The sequence below is a fragment of the Candidatus Binataceae bacterium genome, assembly GCA_035508495.1.
Taxonomy (GTDB): domain Bacteria; phylum Desulfobacterota; class Binatia; order Binatales; family Binataceae; genus JASHPB01.
Map to the genome: position 1 here is coordinate 80,053 of DATJMX010000032.1, position 18,962 is coordinate 99,014.

An 18,962-nucleotide genomic window follows, 5' to 3' on the forward strand; every position below is an offset into this window, starting at 1 on the left:
CCGCGTCAGCAATAGTCAATATCGCGATACCAATTGATCGAGTCGCGGAGCGTCTCGTACAGCGGACGCACCGGAATCCCGAGCTCCTGGAAGGCCGGGCACGGCGGGAGCCATTCGTGCTGATACATCAGGATCGGCGCGAGCGCTTTTACCGGCGGATCGTCGAGCGCGATTCCCAGGACGGCCTCGATTCCAAGCGCGGTGAATGCGGTTAACGAAATCGGCATGGTAGGCCACTGCGGTGAGTTGACCTCGCCCACCTCGCAGATCCAGCTAAACAAATTCTGGACTGAGATATTGTGCCCGCTGAAGATCATCCGCTGGCCGTAGCGCTCGCCTTCAACTGCGCTGACGAAGCCATTAGCCACTTCGCGAACGTCGATCACGTTGAGAATCTGGTTGACCGCGCCTGGCACTTCGCCGCTGAGCAACCTTGGTATCAGGCAAAGCTCGCGATCGTGCGCATCCCACGGGCCGAGGCACATCGTCGGGTTGATGATAACCGTGCGCAGACCATTATCGGCTGCCGACATGACGAGGTTCTCGAGATTCTGCTTGAGTGCGAAATACGGATGGAGACGCATCGCCAGGTTGGTGCCCCAGTACTCCATCGCTTCGCTCGCTCGCTTGAGCGTGGTGAAGGAGCTGACGTATCCGAACACGCAGCCGCGCCGCATCACGGCATTCAACAGTTCGTGAGTTCTGCGCTCGGCGGCAGCCCTGGCGCGATTGTAGAGATTGGTCGGGTAGGGCGTCGCGGCGTCGATGACGAGATCGTGCCCCTCGACCCAACGCTCGATCTGACCGGGCGAATCCTGGTCGCCGGGTCGGCGATCAACCGGCAGTCCCTGCAAGTTGGGACGCGGTCCCGGCTGGCGATACGCCGCGGTCACGTGGTAGCCGCGATCGAGCAGCTCGCGCACAACGGCATTGCCGATATGTCCAGTCGCGCCGAGTACCAGGGCTTTCATAGACAAATTGTCGGTTGCGGATTCATCTCCCCATTCCTTATGCTGAGATAGTAGTAAACATCAATTTAAGTAACCAGCCGGGAAATCATGTGAGCTCGAAGCCGCCCCATATTCCACGCGATCTGAGCGACGAAGACATCCGATTCGGGATGATGTCGATAGGCCTCTGGCCGATCGCACTTTCGATTCTGTATCCGGCGCAGATGATCAAATCGGTTGGTCTCTACTCGACGCGCGAGTATGGGCGCTTCCCGCTTCCGATCGCGAGCGGGGGCGGCCAGTTCTTCTGCCGCCGGCATAAACATCCTGTGACGATGAAGGCCGGCGTCCGCGGTGAGCGCGACTTCGACAGCCTGGCCGAGTTGTACGATTCATGGGTCAATCCATGCACGATGCCGGTGACCGAGGAGACGCTGGAACTGATCGATCGTTTGCTGCCCGACGATGCACGCATTCTCGATCTCGGATGCGGCCCGGGCAAAGAAATTCCGCTGCTCGCGGAGCGGGTTCCGCTGGGCGAGGTGGTGGGGGCGGATATTTCCGAGCAGATGCTTCGGGGTGCGTTTGACTACTCAAAGGGGCAGGGTGCCGGCAATACTGCTTTCTTCCAGGTCGATGCGGCTCGCCTGCCGCGCGTCTTTGCCGAGAAATTCGATCTTATTTTCTGCTCGAGTGCGTTCCATCACTACGAGAATCCTGAAAATTCTTTGAAGGAGATGCGGCGCGCCCTCCGCGCAAACGGCAAGGCGGTCATCATCGATCCGAGCATCACGGCCTGGTATGGAATTTCGGAGCCGATTGCAAAATGGGGCGACCCGGGCTTCGTCAGCTTCTACACCGTCGAAGAATTTCACCGCATGTTCGCGAACGCGGGTTTTTCGGAATATTACTGGAACGAGGTATTGCCCGGCATCGGAGTGAGTATCGGGACCAAATAGCCAATCAACGAACTCGCGATCCCATCCACTCATTGATCGCTTCGATCGCGCGCGAACCAAGTCCAATCCACGCCGCGGTCAGGTCGGGAAAAAGCCCGGCGATTTTCTGCGCCGTCACAACTCCCAACGGCACTTCGACCTCGGCCATCCCCAGCGTCACCGCGGCGATGACGCCGAGCGTCACCAGGCGCGGCGGCATCTTGAAGTTTGCCACCGCCCAGCGCCGCGATTCCCACTCGGGATTGTCGAGCATCTGCGTGTCAACCGAGGCGGGTACGACCAGGGATGCCGTGATGCCGCTGGCGAAGAGCTCCGCACGCAGGGCTTCAGTGAATGCGATTAGCGCGGATTTCGACGCGGAATAGCCGGCCAGCGTGATGCCGCCGCGGCGTCCCGCGATTGACGAGATGTTAACGATATTGCCGCGGCGCTGTTTCTCCATGATCGGCAACACGGCCTGTGTCGTATGAATGGCGCCGAAGAAGTTGATGTCCATCATGCGCCGCAAATCTTCGAGCCGCGCCGAGCGAAACAGCGACGGAATCAGCACGCCGGCGTTGTTGATGAGCACGTCGACGCCGCCGAACTGCTCCTCCACTTCGTCGATCGCTGGTTTGACCTGATCGACATCGCTCACGTCGCAGGCGATCGGCAGCGCGCGCCCGCCCCTGCTCTCGATCTCGCGAGCGAGCCGCGTCAGCATCTGCTCGCGCCGCGCAAAGAGTGCGACGCTGGCGCCTTCCTGCGCGAACATCGTCGCGGTGTCGCGTCCGATACCGCTCGAGGCGCCAGTCACGATCACGCGGCGGCCTTCGAATAATCGTCCGCGGCGTTGGAATGGATTGCCTGCCATGGTCACCCGCGCGTGCGCAATTCGCTCAGCAGCTCTTTCGCTTCCTTCAAATCAGGCGAATCGAAGCCCTCGTTGAACCATCGATAGATCGTCGACAACGATAGGACTGCTTCGGGAGTCCGGCCGGACGAATCCATGATTCGAGCCAGGCTGACGGTGGCACGAAGCTCCCAGAGTTTGGTCTGCTGTTCGCGCGCGATTTGAATCGCCTTGCGGATGCATGCCTCGGCCTCGCGCCGGCACGCTTGTGCATCATCGGCGCTACGCAGGTTCGCGAGGCTCAGCAGCAGCGTGCCCTTGATCCGCCACATTTCGGCTTCGGCTTCGCGATGGCCATTCTCCGCGATCGCCGCGACCGCTTCATCGAGCATCGGCATTCCCAGCTCGGGCTGACCGAGCACGCCGCAGCACTCGGCAAACACGGTGCAGTTTCGCGGCCGGTAGAGTTTGGCTTCGGACGCGAAATACGATTCGAAGGCCGAGCGAACGCGATCGATCCTGCTTTCGGCGCCATGCAGAACGCGGCACGCCTCGCGCGACCAGCTAAGCGAGGTCTGTAGCCACTCGAAGCGCTTGTCTGACGCGATCTTCAAACCGGTGTCGGCGAGCTCGAGCGCGCGCGCGTAATCGCGCCGGTACATCGCAACCACGTGGGCATGGGTGTAGGCGAACGCGAGTGCGTAGGGATCGTCGATCGCCTGCGCGAGACTGACGGCGTCATCGGCGGCGGCGGAGGCCTGGTCCGGATAACCGAGCATCCAGAGAACCATGCCGTGGACGCACTGGGTAAAGATCTTCGTATGCTTACCGCGCGCGCCGGGCGGCAGCTTGTCGCGCAGCGCGATGACGTACTCGAGATGCTTTCGGGCCGAGATTAGATCGCCGAGGCAGAATCGCGCGAAGCCCAGGATGTAGTTTGCCGAGGCTTCCCATTCGGGTGAGTTAGCGCTCAGCTCCAGCACGCGGCGGCCATATTCCTCGGTGCGGACGAATTCAGCACGTCCCAAATGGAAGACCGCCGAGCCCTGCAGCAGCCGGCACATCCTGGAGGTTTCGCCCGAGCGTTCGCATAGCTCGCGCGCGCGATCGTAGATCGCTCCGGCTTCGGAGGTCGTCCAACGATTGGTCAGGCCGACCACGCTCAGGTACTCGATATAGAGATCCAGTTCCTGCTTGTCGCGGGCCGGACCCGGCTCGAGTGCGGGGACGCGTTCGAGTGCATAGCGAAGGTTGGTGAGTGCCGTTTCGAATGCGCTTTGAGCCCGCGCGCGCCTCGCCGCGATGGCCAGATACTCAATGGTCTTGACGGGATCGGCGGCGGCGCCGGCTTGCCACAGGTGATAGGCGAGATCGTTGGCGCGATCCGCGGCCGCGCCGGCGTGGATACTCTCGATCGCATCTGCGATCCGAAGATGCAGGCGCTGGCGGCGCGGAATCGAAAGCTCGCGCAGCACGACCTGGCGAATCAGCTCGTGGGAGAAGTGAAAAAGCGCGTCGGGCCGCTCGACGGTCGACGAGATGAGGCCCGCAGACTCAGCTTCTTCGATCGCATTCAGCAGCCGATCAGCGTCGATTCCGGTTGCAGCCTCCATCAGGCGGAAGGTGAACGAACGTCCCACGACGGCGGCCGCGTCGAGCACCTTGTGGGTGTCCTCATGCAGCCGCGCGAGACGCCGTCCGATGACCAGGCGGATACTCTGCGGAACGTCGATATCGCCCGAGTTCAGGTCGTTGCGGAACTCCCCGGCTTCATCGAAAAGTTTACGACGCTCCACAAGATGGTGGAAAAGCTCTTCGATAAAGAAAGGATTGCCCTCGCTGGCGGTATAGATCGCATCGACGACCGGCTGCGGCGGCTGGCGGCCGCTGAGCGCGCCGATCATTTCGGCGGTCGCGGACTGCGGCAGGCTGCCGAGGTTCATCTGCTCGAGGACGTGAAGCCGCACGCAGGCTTGCAGCACCGCGCCCAGCTCACCGGTGTGCTCGATCTCGTTGTCGCGGCAGGTGCCGACGATCAGGAGCGGCAGGCGCGCGGCGCTCAGCGCTGCATGATTCAGCAGTGACAAACTGCCTTCATCGGCCCACTGCAGGTCATCGATGAGCAGCAAGAGCGGCGCGCGCATGCGCGATATGAAATCGACGAAGGCGTTGAACAGCATGCGGCGCGATTGCTCGGGGGCGAGGTCCGCGGCGGCCGGCGGCAGATCGGGGAACATGCGCCGGAGCGCGGGCATCAGGCGCGCCAGCTCCGGCGCCGAATCGCCCAGCACACTGCGGAAGTCCGCGGGTTTCGACCACAGGCGCGAGGCCGCTTCGAGAATCTCGACGAAGGGGCTGAATGGCACCGTGTCGGCGCGATCGTAACAAGCGCCCAGCAGGGCGAAGAATCCGAGCTTCACGGCATCTTTGCAGAGCTCGTGGGCGATACGGGTTTTGCCGATACCAGGCGGGCCCGAGATTACGACGATACTGCCTCTGCCGGCGGCGGCCTGTTCGAGGCATCCACGCAGCACGGACAGCTCGTCGGCGCGACCGACGAAGCGCGTGCGTTCTTCGAGCTGAAGCATCGCGCTCTGCGGCGCCGACAGTACCGGCGCGGTTTCGGCGGGCGCGATCACCGGCGCGGCATCTTCGAGCGCGAAGCGCCACTCGACCGGGTTCTGCCGATCGTCGGTGAACGAGCAGAACGACCCGGTGTGAATGGACTTGTCGAGCAGCTCAGAAAGCTCGGCGCTGAACTCGCCGATTTTATCGATCGCGGATTTGATCGCGCGCGTGACGTTGAGCCGGGCGCGCTCCGCCGCCGAGCCTGCCCGCCGGTCGCGTCCGCCGAGTCCGATAGCGCGCGATATTTCATGCGCGAGGAAATCGATTTCGGACTCGATCTCCGCGGCGCGTTCGACTTTGCCCCGCAACTTGGCTTCATCGAGCTCTTCTTTGAGCTCTACGAGCCGGTGCTTGTACTCCTGCTTGGCCTTGGCATCGAGCATCTCGCCCGAATCACCCAGGCGGCCAACGCTGAGATTGGTATCGGTCGCGGATGACTCGGCGTCACCCTCGTCGGGCACGTAGGAACCGGGGCCATTTACCAGATCGAGGGCATGGAATTCGTCGCCCGGATGCTGCAGCAGGCGCTCAATGTATGTCAGGCCCTTCGAGGTCTTGAGCGAAAAGGTCTCGCCAACGAATCCGATCGTCCAGAATTCGCCGACCATCGCAAACACCGCCGTCCTCTGGCGTTCGCCATCAGACGAGGAGTTCATAACTGTTCTCCGCGGAAGCTTGAAGCCACGGAATCCTCTCGGCGGACTCAGGTTGCCCAGGTTAAATCGGAGGCCAGCAAAACAGCGACCAAAGAACGTACCATCAGGTTAAATCACTGTAAACCTCACGCTCCCGGGACAAAACTATTAGCCTTATATTGAAACTAGCCGTTCAGTTCGGGACTGAACCGATGGTTCAGAGAGATTGAACCCGACTAACTTTTCAAAGCATCAGACAAAATGACGCATATATTATACTCGATAGCTAAATAAAGCTTCGATGCTTCGCGAATTTTTCGTTTCGGGAGCGACCACATTGAGCTGAATGAGGTCCTCCGCAGCGGGGTAAAAACTGACTACCGGTCGGTAGATATACTCGTTCGTTTTTATTTCGGTCGAGCCGGCCAGCGTAGCTTGGTTCAGATTCGAATCATCTGCTGCCTCTTTTGAAGGCATTTCACCGCAGCAGTCGTCCTGAAATTATGGGCAGCATGAGAATCCTGGTGACAGGATCGTCGGGATGGCTGGGGCAGACGCTCGTGCCGCGACTCGCTCGCGAAGGCCATCAGGTCGTGGGGCTCGATCCTGTACCTTCGCCGCTTACGCAGGTAACTGGATCGATTGCCGACCGTGATCTCGTTCGATCGACGATTCGTGGTTTCAGGGCAAATGCGATTGTGCATGCCGCTGCGCTACACAAACCAAATATCGGGCAGCGCGCGAAATCAGATTTCGTTGCAGTCAATGTGCAGGGCACTCTCAATCTCCTCGAGGAGGCCGTGGCGTGCGGAGTCGATCGCTTCGTCTTTACCTCGACGACTTCGCTGATGATCTCGCGCGATATTCGCGCGGGCCGCGCAGGGGGCGCCTCGCGAGCGACCTGGATCACCGAGGAGATGGTACCGCTCCTGCCACGTAACATTTATGGCGCGACGAAGTTCGCAGCCGAGCATCTATGCCGCGTCATCCACGAACAAGACGGGCTGCCGATTCTGATCCTGCGGACATCGCGCTTCTTTCCCGAAGAGGACGACATGACTCATGCAATCGCACAGTCCGAGCCCAACACCAAGGCGAATGAATTTCTATTTCGCCGCCTCACCGTGGAGGATGCGGCCGAGGGCCACGTCGCCGCGCTCGAAAAGGCGCCGCAGCTCGGCTTTGACACCTTCATCATTTCCGCGCGGACGCCATTCTCAGCGAACGACTGCGAGGAGTTGATCGTCGATGCGCCGTCGGTCGTCGCGCGTTACTTCCCGCAGTACCGCGAGCTCTACGCGCGCGCAGGCTGGACGATGTTCCAGAGCATCGATCGCGTTTACGATTCGAGCAGGGCTGCGGAGCGCCTCGGCTTCGTCTGCCGCACGGGCTTCAAGGAAAAACTGGAGGAGCTGGAGCGCGACCGGCTCGCGAAACGCGTCGTATAGCAATCGCGGACGGTGTTTGCGATGCTCCCACGCTTGGAAATATCGCGTTACAATGCCGTCACTCTGTCGAGACGCGTTGGCGAATCGACGATTCCAGGACGTGACCGACGATGCCTTCTGAACTGCTCAAGGGATTCCGCCTGCTCGACCTTACCGACGAGAAGGGCGCGCTGTGCGGCAAGATGTTCGCCGACCTCGGCGCCGAGGTTATCAAAATCGAGCCGCCCGGCGGATGCATGACGCGCTCGATCCCTCCCTTTCTCGACGACGTTCGCGACGCCGAGCATTGCCTTTACTCGATCGCGTTTCACGCGGGGAAAAAATCCGTCACCGCGAATCTCGACAATGCCGACGCGCGTGCGCTCCTCTCGGAACTGGCGAAGCGCGCCGATTTTCTCGTCGAGTCATATCCGCTCGGTTATCTCGATTCGATCGGACTCGGCTACGACGCGCTTGCCAAGCTGAATCCGCGCCTCATCTACACCTCGATCACACCGTTCGGCGACAAGGGTCCCGGCAAGGATTACAAGTGGGCCGACATCCTGACCTGGGCTGGAGGCGGCATGATGTATCTGATGGGTGAGGAGGGTAAGCCTCCGCTCCAGATGAGCCTGCCGCAGGCCGGGATGCATGCGGGCGGCGAAGCGACGGTCTCGTCGCTGCTCGCGCATTGGCCAAGGCAAGAGGACGGACTCGGCCAGAAGATTGTCGTCAACATGGAGGCCTGTATCGTCTGGACACTCATGAACGAGCAGGCGATGCCGTTTTTGCACGGCAACTTCCTGACCCGCACCGGGATGTTTAGCGGCTCCGCCGATGCGCGCCGCCAGGTGATCTACGACTGCAAGGACGGGCACATCTCGATCCTCGTGGCCGGCGGCCAGGTCGTTGGCGGCTCGACCAAAGCGCTCGTCGATTGGATGGCGGAGAGGGGGATTGGCTATCCGTGGATGAAAGAGAAGGATTGGATTTCATGGATACCGGGCGTGTTCATGAAGATGACTGCGCGCGATTACCAGGAGATCGAAGAGCTCGAAAGCTCAATTCAGAAATTCTTCAACACGCTGACCAAGGCCGAGATCTACGATGGAGCGTTGAAGCGGCGAATCTTCCTCGCGCCGGTCGCGAGCACTGCCGATATCGCATCGGACGCACAGCTCAAGGCACGCGATTTCTGGATTGACGTCGATCACCACGACACGCTGGGGCGCACGCTGAAGTTCCCCGGCCCGTTCGCGAAGATCAGCGCCACACCGATCGGCGCAACGACGCGCGCGCCGCGCGTCGGCGAGCATAACGACGAGATCTATCGCGGCCTGCTCGGCCTCGCGCCGGCACGTCTTGGTGAACTCAAAGCCGCCGGCGCGATCTGAGCGGAGAAAATCACATGAGCAAGTATCCTCTTGAAGGAATTCACATTCTCGATTTCGCCTGGGTCGGTGTCGGCCCGATTACCTCGAAGTATCTAGCCGATTATGGCGCCGACGTGATTCATATCGAGTCCGCGGCGCGCGTCGACGTGCTGCGAATCGCGCCGCCATGGAAGGACGGTCAGCCCGGTATCAATCGCAGCCAGTTCTTCGCGAGCTTCAATACTTCCAAGCGCGGCATCTCGCTCGATCTCAGCAAGCCGCAAGCGCGCGAGATCATAAAGCGCCTCGTGCCGTGGGCCGATATCATCGTCGAGAGCTTCACGCCCAAGGTCATGCGCAAGTGGGAAATGGATTACGAGCACCTGAGCGAGATCAACCCGAAGCTCATCATGCTGTCCACCTGCATGCAGGGGCAGACCGGACCGAACGCGCTCTATCCCGGTTTCGGGCAGTTGATGGCGGCGCTGTCGGGCTTCTACTACATCTCGGGCTACGAAAAGGGATCGTGCTGCGCGCCTTACGGCGCGTATACCGATTTCATCGCGCCGCGCTTTTCCGCCTCGACGCTGCTCGCCGCGCTCGACTATCGCCGCCGCACCGGCAAGGGCCAGTACATCGACATGGCGCAGTATGAAGCCGCGATGCAGAACCTCGCGCCGGCGCTTATCGATTACTTAGCGTCGGGCCGCGTCCTCGAGCCGCGCGGCAACGGGTCCGATCGCTATGCGCCGCACGGCGCTTATCGCACTGCCGATGAAGACGGCGCGGAAGTATGGATCGCAATCGCGGTGGCGAATAATGACGAATGGCGCGCGATGCTGAGCGTGCTCGGCGCGAGCGACAACGACTCGCGATTCACGTCGCATGCCGGTCGCCTCAACAATCCGCGCGCCGTCGACGAGCTAGTCGGATCTCTCGTTCGCTCGCACAATCGCCATGAGCTTACGACCAAGCTCCAGGCTGCCGGCATTGCGGCGTATCCCGTGCAGAACTGCGTCGATATTCACAATGACGAGAATCTCGAGGCCTTCGGCTTCTGGCACTGGCTCGAGCACAAGGAGATGGGACCGTGTGTGTACGAGGGCCTGCAGCATCGCATGAGCCGCACGCCCGGCGATCTGCGCTTCGCCGCACCGATTCTCGGACAGCATAACGACGAGATCTTCGGCGGGATGCTCGGGATGAGCGCCGAGGAAATCGAGCAGTTGAAGAAGGACTACGTGATAGTCTAGGCGGCGCGGCGCGCGGCCCTGAAGCTCGCCCAATCAAAATTTGCGATACGAATTGAAGATAGCGCTGCGCTACCTGCGCGCGCGGCGCAAGGAAGCGTTCATCTCGATCACGACGATCTTTACCGCGGTCGGCGTGATGATCGGCGTCGCCGCGCTGACGATCACCCTCTCGGTGATGGGTGGGTTCGAGGCGAGCCTCAAGGAGCGCGTGCTCAATCTGAGTCCGCAGGTGCAGATCCTGAGCATTGACGGATCGATCACGGGCTACGCCGACATCCAGAAACGGGTCTCGACTGTACCGGGGGTCAGCGGCTCCGAGCCGTATATCATCGGCCAGGGGATGCTGAGCTCGGGACACGGAATCGGCGGCGTTATCATCCGCGGCTTCGATCCCAGCAATCCCGTCGTCGATGCCGAATGGGGTCGCTACGTGACCGACGGTAGCCTCGGCGAGCTCGCCAAGCCCGCAGCCTCAGGTAAAGACGCGCCGCTGGGCGCGATCGCCGTCGGCTCGACGCTGCTCGAGAAGCTCCGAGCCAAGCTCGGCGATCGCGTGCGGCTCGTCGTGCCGATCCTTGGCGCCAGCGGCTCGATGTCAACGCGGACCGGCGACTTCACGATCGGCGCGGTATTCGACTCGGGCATGAGCTTCGTCGATACCAACATGATGTTCATGGACCTCGGCCGCGCGCAGGATTTCTTCGGACGCGACGGGCGTGTCGACGCGATCGATATCCATCTCTTGAACCTCGATCGCACTGACGATGTCACCGCCGCGCTGCGCAAGTCGTTCCAGCGACCCTACGTGGTGCGTAACTGGATCGAATACAACGAATCGGCGGCTGGAGGATTCGAGCTGCTGAAACGGATCTACACAATGGTGTTGATCCTGCTCATCGCCGTTGCGGCGTTCAACCTCGTCGCGACCCTGATCATGGTCGTGATGGAAAAGCGCAAGGACATCGCGGTGCTGATCTCGATGGGCGCGACGCGGCGCGACGTGCGGCGGATTTTCATCCTCAAGGGAATGATCGTCGGCCTGGCCGGCACAGCCGCGGGGCTGGTGCTCGGATCGCTCGGATGCGCCGTGCTCGCGCGCTACCACTTTATCCATATTTCCAAGGAAATATATGGCATCTCAACGTTGCCGATAGCTATCGACCCGTCGAGCTTTGCGCTGGTAGCGCTAGCGTCGATCGTACTCTGCCTGCTCGCTACGGTTTACCCGGCGCGTCAGGCGTCACGAGAAATGCCGGTCGAGGTCTTCCGCTCCTAACCCCACCCCACAACTTCGACCTGCGGCAATCGCGATCTTATTCTGTGGGATTCGTGGGGGGCTTGCTGGCCAGCTTGGGCTTGCGGATTACCAACGTTTCGTGGCCGCGGACTTTGATCGTTCGCGCCGGCTCAGACTGATAATTCTGGCTCGGTCCCTCGACTCGCCGCGGACGCCCACTGGTGCGCTTGCGGCGCCAGTTGTTGAGCTCCTTGGAGAGCTTGGAGGCCATCGAATCCGAGTCTGAATCATTGTCCCGCCCGCTTTCAGCCTGCTCTGATTGCTGCCGTTCCGGATCGTCGGGGAGTTCTGCCGAACTCATAAAGCTCCTCTCTTGCTGTGACGTAGTAGGTTCTCCTGTTCTTTTGTATTCATGCGGACGATGAATTCGTCCGTTGCTGCGCTTGCTTGACTGCGGGCGGTCATGGGAATGACGCCTTCACTCACTTAAGAATCTTTTCAATTTGGATATGTATTTGTGGTGCGAAACGGAGCCGGCGTACTTCGGTGTGTTTGCTCTATCGGGATGATTCTGGGAAGGAAGTTTTCCAGGCGGATTTCGCTGGCCGGGTCCGCAGTAGCAGACCCGGCCACGCTAGCTATCTAATTACTATTGAAACAGGCTCTGCATCCTGAGCGCAAGTCCCATATCGCCCGCGATGCGGAGCTTGCCGCTCATGAAAGCTACCTGGCCGTTGAGCTTGCCCGACAGCATGTCAAGGTAGTCCTGAGCCGTCATCGAGATCGTGATGCTGGGAGACGCCGCGGCGCCTTCCTTCACTTCGCACTGGTCATTGTTGATGATGACGTGCCACTTGCCGCCGCCATCGCCGGAGAGATCGAACTGGTAAGTAGCGTTGAGGCCCTTGGCCGCTTCTTTGTTGAACCGGCTGGGCATCATATCGAAAGCTTGTTTACACGAAGTAGGTTGATCGGCCATGGAAAAACGAACCTCCTGGTGGGAGCGAACGGTAGCGCGCTCTTCTCGCCATATAAGCGAGACTACCAAATCTTGTCAAGATTGTTCGGCTCAATGCGTTCGTGTGCCAATCAATGCACGTGAAGGCCAATCTGGCGCCATCCTGAAAGCTAAAATCCAAAGACACGTCCCGGCTCGACCGTGATCAGATTTGTCCGCACGTGAACCGGAGCCGCGCTCTCGGTGATCGAAACCGCGCGATCCTTGTCGGCGTCGTTCTTCACCGTTCCGCCTAGGTAGGCGTCGTGGCCGATCACCTTGATCGTCACGTTGGTGAGTCCGGCATTAGAAAGCTGCGACGCGATCTGATTCTGGCGTATCTGCCAATCGCCAGTGTCGGTCGAGAGCGAATTGATGACGTTGGTCACGCCAGGCACGCTCCCGGCCACACGTTCGGCGTACCGCTTGTCCTTGTCGTCGAAGACCTTGCCGAAGATCGTCACGGTGCCGCCGCTCGTATAGCAATCGACGCGGCGCAATTTCGGATTCGCCAGCATCGCGTCTTTGACCCGCTGCTGTAGCGTCGGTGTCGGTGCTGGGCGCGCGATCTTGCGATGCCGCGGGCGCGCCGCTGTCGTTGGCGCCGGAGCGGGGGCAGGAGTCATTGCCGCGACGGGAGTTTCGGGAACAACTGGAGCCACCGGCGCTGCGCCAACACCCGTCTCAGCCGCCGAAGGTGCGGCAGGGCTGGGTGCGGCGGCGACTGGCGAGGGCGAGGCCGAGGTGTACTCGGGCGGCTCGGTCGGATTGAGACCGGCAAGCTTTGTTTTCAGCTGCGCCTCAATATTCGCCTGATCGCCCGCGCTGGTCGCGAATATCACCGGCAAGTCGAACTGCACCGGCCCGCCCTTCGATGCGGCGCCGAAGTTCCATCCCGATACCTGTTTCGCCACATCCGCATCGAGTCCAGGATTCGGCGAGGTTGATGTGACGACCGAAGCCGATGCGACCGAGCCATCGGTAGGCTGCACGACGACGCGCACGATCATCCCGTCGCTGAGAGTCGGATCGCCGATCAGCGAATGCGTGTACGAATCGGCCAGCCCCTTCTGGTTGTTGTTGAAGACTTTCGTGGCCTCATCGGCGCTGCGCTCGGGCAGCGAGTTCGTATCGTTCGATTGAACCGGGATCGTGCTCGCGAGCGCGACGATCGGCCCTGCCGGCGCGGCCGTAGACGGTGCGGCCGACGCGATCGCAGCGGGAGTCGGCTGTGTCACAACCTTGGTCCCATTTGAGCTCAGGTGAAGCGCGAGCCACGCCCCACCGGCGAGCGCGACGATAGCGGCAACCAGATACCCGACGACGCCGAGAATCCCGCGGCCCTCGCCCTGCTCAGGAGCGCCCGGCTCATCTTCAGGCATCTGCCCAGTGAGCCGCTGCGAGGACGGGAATTGCTGGCTGCGAACGGTAGGCTGCACCCGGCGCGGCGCGATCGTCGGCTGCGGCGTTATCCGGGCTGGCTGCGAGGGCGGAGTTGGCCGCTGCGGCGTTGCCGCGGGCTCGTCGGCAACTAGGCGCGCGCCACAGAAGTTGCAAATCACCTCACCGGGCTGGGCCTTGCCGCCGCATACGGGGCATTCCGTAGTTTGATCTGCGCCGCCACCGGCGTCCGATCGCTGCGCGAACGCGGGTTCGGCGTTGACGAGCGCGGTGCCGTCGGTCTCGCAGAAAAGTTCAGCGTCGGGGTAAGTGCGATCGCAACTCGGGCATTTCTTCATAGCTCTCGGATTCGTCCTGTCGATGAGGCGCGGTTCGCAGAATGATAGCCGCGCGCTTGGCCACACGCCACGCCCGCGCCGGTATCATGAGCGTCTCCTACGCCTTCGCCATCACATCATTGGCGAAGCGCTCCATGCCTGCCAATTGATCCTTGGTCGCAGGCCCGGCCGCGAAAATGATTCGATCAACTCCCATCTCGGCAAACTGCTTCACGTGATCGGTGTTGATCGGCTCGCCGAGCCGCGGCGCGACGGTGATATTGAGCGGCGCGGTGCGGTTGAACGTGCGCTCATGATCTCGAAGACGTTGGATAACGCCGCGCGTTTCGTCGATATTCTCGGCGATGCCGTACCATCCGTCGCCGTAGCGCGCCGTGCGCTTGAGCGCGGGCTCCGTATGCCCGCCGAACACGATCGGCGGATATGGCTTCTGCACCGGCTTGGGCATGAACTTGCACCCGCTGACGCGAACCGTCTTGCCCTCGTACGCCGGCTCGTCCTTGGTCCACAGTTCCTTCATCAGCGCGACGTATTCGCGGGTGCGCAGCGCGCGATCGTTGAAGTTCATCCCCACCGCGTCGAACTCCTCCTCGAGCCAGCCGATTCCGATCCCGAAGATAAAGCGGCCGCCCGACAGCACGTCGAGGCTCGCGACCGCTTTGGCCGTCGTGACGGGGTTGCGAATCGGCAGCACGTAGATACCAGTCGCCAGCTTGACCTTGGTCGTGATCCCGGCGACGAAGGCGAGCGCGAGCATCGGATCGTGGAGCGGCGTCTCGGGCGGCGCCGGCATCCTGCCGTTTTTCGAGTACGGGTATGGTGACTTGTAGTTAACGGGCAGGATGATGTGCTCCGGGATCCAGAGCGACTCGAAGCCGAGCTCCTCGGCCTTGTGCGCGACCGAGGCAATACTGCTTGGGGCGGTTTGATACAGAAACGTCGCGAAGTTCATAAGCTTCTCCACGCGCGCGCCGCGCGGCGCACGACCAGATACGATCACGATAGGGTCGCGGCGAACTTAGACCGGTTCGCCTTCAAGCCGGAAGCCGATTCGCACTTCGACCTGGAATGTCGGCTCACCCTTTTTATCCACCGCGCCGCGGATATTTTTCACTTCGAACCAATCGATATTGCGCAGCGTCTTGCTCGCCTTGGTTAGCGCGTTGCGCACCGCCTCGTGGATGCTTTGCTCCGAGACGCCGACGACTTCAACGATCTTGTAGGTCTTGTCCGGCATTTTTTTCTCCTTGGCCATATCCCTCACATCCAATCTCCCCGGCCTCGCGTCAAAAGGTGACGGCAAGCGCGGCGGGGTCTTCGACCGTTCTCATATCAAGGTGAAACGCGTCGCCGGTGATTCGACCGATAACGCGCGCGCGGCGGAACATCGCAGCAATTTGCTCCGGTGATTTTTTCGGATGCGTCACGCGGATCGCCGACGATTCGAGCGGCTTCACGGGCAGCGCGCCCGAGCCGACCTCCGCCTCCGACGCGACGACTTCGACTATGTACTCCGCGCCGAGCCGCTCGGCGACGATATCGCGCCCGCGCACCGCGGCTGATTTGATCGCGCCGGCCGTGCGGCTCAAGAGACGCAGCGTCGGAAGCTCGGCGGCGAGATCGTTCGAGCGCAGATAAAGCCGCAACGTTGCCGCGAGCGCGGCCAGCGTCATCTTGTCGCAGCGCAGCGCGCGCTTCAGCGGGTTGCGCTTGATTTTTTCGATCAGCTCGCGCTTGCCGACGATCAGGCCCGCCTGCGGACCGCCGAGCAGCTTGTCGCCCGAGAACGTGACGACGTCGGCGCCGGCCGCAATCCGCTCGGCGACGATCGGCTCCTTCGGCAAACCATATTCGCTGAGATCGACCAGCGCGCCCGAGCCGAGATCTTCCATGACCGGGATCCCGCGCTCGCGTCCGATCTCGACCAGCTCCGCCAGCTCGACCTCGCTGGTGAAGCCCACGATTCGATAGTTCGACGGATGCACCTTCAGGATGAGCCCGGTGTCGGGACCGATCGCGCTCGCGTAATCGCTGGGATGGGTGCGATTGGTGGTGCCGACTTCGCGCAGGCGCGCGCCGCTCTTGGTCATCACGTCGGGAATCCGAAACGCGCCGCCGATTTCGATCAGCTCGCCGCGCGACACGATAGCCTCGCGGCCTTCGGCGAGCGTGTTGAGCGCGAGCAGCACGGCGGCGGCATTGTTGTTGACGATCGTCGCCGCTTCGGCGCCGGTCAGCTCGAGCAGCTCGCGTTCCACGAGGTCGTCGCGATCGCCGCGCCCTCCATGTTCGAGGTCGAATTCCAGATTGACCGCCGAGCGCGCGGCCGCCGCGACCGCATCGATCGCCGATTCGGCCAGGAGCGCGCGGCCGAGATTCGTATGCAGCACTACGCCGGTCGCATTGACGAGCGGAATCAGCGCGGGCTCGTTGGCCGATGCTTCGTGCTCGACGGCCTGCGCGATGACTTCGAGCATTGCCTTGCGCTCCGCAGGTATATCGTGCCGTCCCGCGGTGATCGCCGCGCGCATCCCGTCCTGCGCGTGCCGCACCAGCATCTTGAGGTAGCGGCGATTGAAATGATCGAAGCCTGGCAGGCTCTCTACCGCGCGCAGGCATTCGTCGATGGGCGGAATCGCGCGCAGCACGGCGCCGCGCTCATCGCGCGCGGGCTCAGATCGTTTTTTCGATTGCGAAGACAACGCGGCTGATTATCGGAAAGCAACCGCCGCGTGCGCAAGCGCGATTTAGTCGGCCCGTTCGGGCTCGAAGCCGGCCCCCTCGATCAGTTCGCGGGTGCGCGTCCAGTCCCATCCCGGCGTCGTCAGGTAGCCGTTTACGAAAATCGAATTGACAGCGTTGAAGAGATCTCCCTGCCGATCGCCGAGGTTGAGCTCGCGCCCGCCCGCCGCGCGGACTTCGCTCTTCGGATTCAACAGCCGAAAGAGGCACGCCGCCTTGAGACATTTCTCGGGCGAGAGATTGCGCATGCCGGCGAGCGGCGTGCCTTTGATCGGCGCCAGGAAATTCACCGGCACCGAATCGATCTTCAGGCGCCGTGTCGAATAGGCGAGGTCTATAATATCGTCGTCGGTTTCGCCCATCCCGATGATCCCGCCCGAGCAGGTCGAGAGCCCCGCGTCGCGCACGTTTTCGATGGTGCGCACGCGATCGTCGTAGGTATGCGTCGAGCAGATCTGCGGATAAAAGCGCCGGCTGGTGTTGAGGTTGTGATTGATCCATCCGGCGCCGGCGTTTTTCAGATCGCCCGCCTGCTCGCGATCGAGAAGTCCAATCGAGAGGCAAAGTTCGAGCGCCGGAAATTCGCTCCGGATTCGATCGCATGCTTCCGACAGATGCTGCACGTCGGCTGGCGTGGGGCCGCGCATGCTGCACACCATGCAGTAGCGGCGCGCGCCGCTTTCGGCCGCGACGCGCGCGCCTTCGACGAGCTGCGCGACCGATTGCATCTTGTAAACGGGGATATCGGCCTTCGACACGCGCGATTGCGAGCAGTAGCCGCAATCCTCGGGGCAGATCCCACTCTGCGTGTTGCGCAGCATGCAGACCTTCACGCGCCGTCCGAACGAAGCCTCGCGCACGCGCCGCGTCGCATCGAGCAGGTCGTTCAGCCGTTCATCGGGACACGTGAGAATGGCAGCCGCGGTCTTGCGATCGAGCTCGGCGCCCGCCAAGACATCTTCGACCAGCCGATCGAGATCAAGATCCTCAAAACGAATCATCCAAGCATTCCTTCTAACTGAATCAGGAGCCGCACAACTAACGGGTTCATCGCGCCAAGATCAAGCTCCGAAATTCCCGCGCACCGCGATACTACCATCGGCGACGAGCCACTCTTCGCTCGTGCATCGGCGCGCCAGCGCGTCGTCGTGCGTGACGATTACGAGCGCGCCGGGATATTCGATGAGCGCCTCCTCGAGCCGTTCGATCGCGGGCATGTCGAGATGGTTGGTCGGCTCATCGAGCACGAGCGCCCACGCCTGGCGGCCGAGGCCGTACGCGAGCGCGAGCTTGCGCGCCTCGCCGGGCGAAGGCAGATGCGATTCGAGCAGGCGATCGGGATCGATGCCGAGCGCCGCGATCAGCGACAACACCGCGCCGCGCGCATCGTCGCCGAGCGTGCGCACGGCATCGAGCATCGCAGCGCCGTCGCGCGCGCTGAGCTCCTGCGGCAGATAGAGCAGCCGTGCGGCCGGCACGTGCGCGCCGCGAATCAGCGCGCCCAGCAATGTGCTCTTGCCGGCGCCGTTCGCGCCCGACACGTAGATCCGGCTCTGCCGCGTCACGGCGAGGTGAACGTCGCGGAGCAGCGGCGCGTCTCCCGCGCAGATCGCATCGGTATCGATCGTCAGCACTTTCGCGACCGGCGCCGCCACGTAATCGACAAAGATCGCGCGGCCCTTGTGCTTGCGAAACTTGTACTGCTCGAGTTCTTCGCTGACGCGATCGACGCTCGCACGCAAAAGACTCGCGTCGCGCGAGATGCGCGCCGTCGCCATCTGCGCCTTGCCCTTGCGTGCCGAGCTGGTCGCATCGTGGTCGCGCGGCCCAGTCATTCGCCGCCGCGCGCCCGCGCCGCTGGCACTGAACTCGGCCGCGGCCGCGCGCCGGCGCTTGTCGTCGAGTCGTCGCGCAAGCGTCACGCGCTGATGCTTCAGCCGTTCGTGTTCATCGTGCCGCTCGCGCGCCTCGGCCTCCCACGATTCGCGCGCGATGCTGTAAGAACCGCGCCACGAGCGAGCCGCGCCCTCATCGACGCGCAGCGTATTTGAGGTCAGCTCATCGAGCAGCGTGCGATCGTGCGAGACGACGATCCCGATACCGCGAAAGCGCCGGAGCCCGTTCATCAGAAGCTCGCGCGCTTCGCGATCGAGATGATCGGTCGGCTCATCGAGCATCAGGATCGCGGGC

Annotated in this window: 16 protein-coding genes; 5 read left to right on the forward strand and 11 right to left on the reverse strand. The window is 62.1% G+C overall.

Features of this window, described 5'->3' with window-relative positions:
* Positions 1–5: 5 nt before the first annotated feature.
* Positions 6–971, reverse strand: coding sequence for an NAD-dependent epimerase/dehydratase family protein (locus tag VMA09_11190; GenBank protein HUA34161.1), 966 nt, complete (start codon positions 969–971; stop codon positions 6–8).
* A gap of 89 nt (positions 972–1,060) precedes the next feature.
* Here VMA09_11190 and VMA09_11195 point away from each other — a divergent pair, with 89 nt between their 5' ends.
* A complete protein-coding gene (locus VMA09_11195; GenBank protein HUA34162.1) occupies positions 1,061–1,909 on the forward strand; it encodes a class I SAM-dependent methyltransferase in 849 nt (282 codons plus the stop codon).
* Between the two features lie 4 nt (positions 1,910–1,913).
* Here the strand turns inward: VMA09_11195 and VMA09_11200 are convergent, their stop codons facing one another.
* Positions 1,914–2,762 (reverse strand): SDR family oxidoreductase, encoded by an 849-nt coding sequence (locus tag VMA09_11200; protein ID HUA34163.1) that lies wholly within the window; start codon positions 2,760–2,762, stop codon positions 1,914–1,916.
* A 2-nt stretch (positions 2,763–2,764) separates the two neighbouring features.
* On the reverse strand, positions 2,765–6,025 hold the full coding sequence (locus VMA09_11205) for an AAA family ATPase (GenBank protein HUA34164.1): 3,261 nt from the start codon (positions 6,023–6,025) through the stop codon (positions 2,765–2,767).
* A gap of 482 nt (positions 6,026–6,507) precedes the next feature.
* On the opposite strand from VMA09_11205, the gene VMA09_11210 reads away from it, so the two are divergent.
* From VMA09_11210 to VMA09_11225, 4 genes are all read left to right on the forward strand, one after another.
* Entirely contained in the window at positions 6,508–7,452 is a 945-nt protein-coding gene (locus tag VMA09_11210) for an NAD(P)-dependent oxidoreductase (GenBank protein HUA34165.1), read from the forward strand.
* A 110-nt stretch (positions 7,453–7,562) separates the two neighbouring features.
* Entirely contained in the window at positions 7,563–8,825 is a 1,263-nt protein-coding gene (locus tag VMA09_11215) for a CoA transferase (GenBank protein HUA34166.1), read from the forward strand.
* Positions 8,826–8,839: 14 nt separating this feature from the next.
* Positions 8,840–10,057, forward strand: coding sequence for a CoA transferase (locus VMA09_11220; GenBank protein ID HUA34167.1), 1,218 nt, complete (start codon positions 8,840–8,842; stop codon positions 10,055–10,057).
* A gap of 52 nt (positions 10,058–10,109) precedes the next feature.
* The gene (locus VMA09_11225) at positions 10,110–11,333 is read left to right on the forward strand and encodes an ABC transporter permease (GenBank protein ID HUA34168.1); all 1,224 of its coding nucleotides are present in this window, start codon (positions 10,110–10,112) and stop codon (positions 11,331–11,333) included.
* A 37-nt stretch (positions 11,334–11,370) separates the two neighbouring features.
* Here the strand turns inward: VMA09_11225 and VMA09_11230 are convergent, their stop codons facing one another.
* The 8 genes from VMA09_11230 to VMA09_11265 form a co-directional block, all read right to left on the reverse strand.
* Positions 11,371–11,655 (reverse strand): hypothetical protein, encoded by a 285-nt coding sequence (locus tag VMA09_11230; GenBank protein HUA34169.1) that lies wholly within the window; start codon positions 11,653–11,655, stop codon positions 11,371–11,373.
* A gap of 288 nt (positions 11,656–11,943) precedes the next feature.
* Entirely contained in the window at positions 11,944–12,273 is a 330-nt protein-coding gene (locus tag VMA09_11235) for an SCP2 sterol-binding domain-containing protein (GenBank protein HUA34170.1), read from the reverse strand.
* A gap of 149 nt (positions 12,274–12,422) precedes the next feature.
* The gene (locus VMA09_11240) at positions 12,423–14,030 is read right to left on the reverse strand and encodes a BON domain-containing protein (protein ID HUA34171.1); all 1,608 of its coding nucleotides are present in this window, start codon (positions 14,028–14,030) and stop codon (positions 12,423–12,425) included.
* Positions 14,031–14,127: 97 nt separating this feature from the next.
* Complete coding sequence (locus VMA09_11245; protein HUA34172.1) at positions 14,128–14,982, reverse strand: LLM class F420-dependent oxidoreductase; 855 nt, start codon at positions 14,980–14,982, stop codon at positions 14,128–14,130.
* A gap of 66 nt (positions 14,983–15,048) precedes the next feature.
* Positions 15,049–15,285: a dodecin gene (locus VMA09_11250; protein ID HUA34173.1), complete on the reverse strand. Its 237-nt coding sequence runs from the start codon at positions 15,283–15,285 to the stop codon at positions 15,049–15,051.
* Positions 15,286–15,316: 31 nt separating this feature from the next.
* A complete protein-coding gene (gene selA, locus VMA09_11255) occupies positions 15,317–16,732 on the reverse strand; it encodes an L-seryl-tRNA(Sec) selenium transferase (GenBank protein HUA34174.1) in 1,416 nt (471 codons plus the stop codon).
* A 45-nt stretch (positions 16,733–16,777) separates the two neighbouring features.
* A complete protein-coding gene (gene bioB, locus VMA09_11260; GenBank protein HUA34175.1) occupies positions 16,778–17,773 on the reverse strand; it encodes a biotin synthase BioB in 996 nt (331 codons plus the stop codon).
* A 60-nt stretch (positions 17,774–17,833) separates the two neighbouring features.
* Positions 17,834–18,962 (reverse strand): ATP-binding cassette domain-containing protein (locus VMA09_11265; protein ID HUA34176.1); only part of this gene is annotated, 1,129 nt, incomplete at its 5' end.